General features: G+C 75.4%; 3 protein-coding genes. All 3 read left to right on the top strand.

What is annotated here, in order from left to right:
- Positions 1-286, top strand: a 286-nt coding sequence (locus NFU81_RS33740; protein WP_251498888.1) for a DUF6099 family protein, incomplete at its 5' end; no start/stop codon positions are given.
- Between the two features lie 33 nt (positions 287-319).
- Entirely contained in the window at positions 320-1,240 is a 921-nt protein-coding gene (locus tag NFU81_RS33735) for an LLM class F420-dependent oxidoreductase (protein ID WP_251498886.1), read from the top strand.
- A 9-nt stretch (positions 1,241-1,249) separates the two neighbouring features.
- On the top strand, positions 1,250-2,208 hold a 959-nt coding region (gene mmuM, locus NFU81_RS33730; protein WP_251498883.1), incomplete at its 3' end, for a homocysteine S-methyltransferase.

Here is a 2,208-nt window from a genome sequence, read left to right as displayed (position 1 = left end):
GGCGGGGCCGGTGCTCGCCGCGCCGGGGACGGGGCCGCCGCGGGCGGCCCGGCTGACCGCGGTCCGCGACCCGGCCGGGACGCTGCGGGCGTTGCGGGTGCTGCTCGGTGAGATCACCCAGGCCCTGGTGGGGCTCACCCGTACGGTGCAGGACGAGGGGGCGTACTGGCAGTGCATCGAGGCGCTGGACGCGGTGGACGAGGCCAAGGACCGGGTGCGGACGCTGGCCCTCGGCGAGCGGACGCCTGGGGAGCCGGGAGGAGGCGGTCGGCCATGCGCGGATTGACGAGCCGGCGCGTGATCGGTGCAGGATGGGGGAATGGAACTGCGAATCTTCACCGAGCCCCAGCAGGGGGCCGACTACGACACGCTGCTGGCGGTCGCCAAGGCCACGGAAGACCTCGGCTTCGACGCCTTCTTCCGGTCCGACCACTATCTGACGATGGGCGGCGACGGGCTGCCGGGTCCCACGGACGCGTGGATCACCCTGGCCGGCCTCGCCCGGGAGACCAGCCGGATCAAGCTCGGCACCCTGATGTCGGCGGGCACCTTCCGGCTGCCGGGAGTGCTGGCGATCCAGGTGGCGCAGGTCGACGTCATGTCGGGTGGCAGGGTCGAGTTCGGGCTTGGTGCCGGCTGGTTCGAGGCGGAGCACACCGCGTACGGCATCCCGTTCCCGAAGGAGAAGATCGGCAGGCTCGCCGAGCAACTGGCGGTGATCACCGGGCTGTGGGAGACCCCGGTCGGCAAGACCTTCGACTTCGACGGGGAGTTCTACCAGCTCAAGGACTCGCCCGCGCTGCCCAAGCCCGCGCAGGCGAAGGTGCCGGTGCTGATCGGCGGCATGGGCGCCAAGCGGACCCCGGCGCTGGCGGCCCGCTACGCCGACGAGTTCAACGTGCCCTTCGCCTCGATCGAGGACTCCGGCCTGCAGATCGGGCGGGTCCGCGACGCGGTGCGGGAGGCCGGGCGGCCGGCGGACAGCATGGTGTACTCCAACGCGCTGGTGGTGTGTGTCGGCAAGGACGACGCCGAAGTGGCCCGGCGGGCGGCGGCGATCGGCCGCGAGGTCGCGGAGCTGAAGGAGAACGGGCTGGCGGGCTCGCCCGCGGAGGTCGTCGAGAAGATCGGGCGCTATGCCGAGCAGGGCGCGACCCGCTTCTACCTGCAGACCCTCGACCTGAGCGACCTGGACCACCTGGAGCTGATCGCGGCCCAGGTCGCGCCCCAGCTGGGCTGAGGCCGCGTCATGTCGACATCGGCCGTCCCGCCCGCACCCGCAGGGGAGTTGGGGGCATTGCTGGCAGCGGGCGGGACCCTGGTGCTGGACGGCGGGCTGTCCAACCAGCTCGCCGACCAGGGCTGCGACCTGTCCGACCCGCTGTGGACGGCCCGGCTGCTCGCCGACGACCCCGGCCAGATCGAGGCGGCCCACCGGGCGTACGTACGGGCCGGCGCGGATGTGCTGATCACCTCGGCCTACCAGGCCAGTTACGAGGGCTTCGCCCGCCGCGGCATCGGGCGGGCCGAGGCGACGGCGCTGCTGCGGCGGAGCGTGGACCTGGCCCGCCGGGCGGCGGCGGGGCGGCCGGGAGTGCGGGTGGCGGCGTCGGTCGGGCCGTACGGCGCGGTGCTCGCCGACGGCAGCGAATACCGCGGGCGGTACGGCCTGACGGTGCGGGAGCTGGAGGGCTTCCACCGGCCGCGGATCGAGGCGGCGGCGGCCGCGGCGCCCGACGTGCTGGCTCTGGAGACGGTGCCGGACATCGACGAGGCCGAGGCGATGCTGCGTGCGGCGGCGCCCACCGGGCTGCCGGTGTGGCTGTCCTACACCGTCGAGGGGGACCGCACCCGGGCGGGGCAGCCGCTGGCCGAGGCCTTCGCGCTGGCCGCAGGACGCGACGAGGTGGTGGCGGTGGGCGTCAACTGCTGCGCGCCGCGGGACGTGCTGCCCGCGGTGGAACTGGCGGTCGCGGCGAGCGGCAAACCGGCTGTGGCCTACCCGAACAGCGGTGAGCGCTGGAACGCGGCGGCACGCGGCTGGGAGGGCGAAGGCGCCCTCTCGCCGGCCCTCGCGGCGGCCTGGCACGCGGCCGGCGCCCGCCTGATCGGCGGTTTCTGCCGCCTCGGGCCCCCCCCCCCCCCCGGCACCCCCCCCCCCGCCCCCCGCCCCCCCCCCCCCCGCCCGCCCCCCCCGCCCCCCCCCCC

Origin of the sequence: Actinacidiphila cocklensis (genome assembly GCF_907177275.1) — a bacterium.
Lineage (GTDB): Bacteria > Actinomycetota > Actinomycetes > Streptomycetales > Streptomycetaceae > Actinacidiphila > Actinacidiphila cocklensis.
The sequence above is the reverse complement of the archived record's forward strand: the minus strand, read 5'-3'. Positions and strand labels throughout refer to the sequence as shown.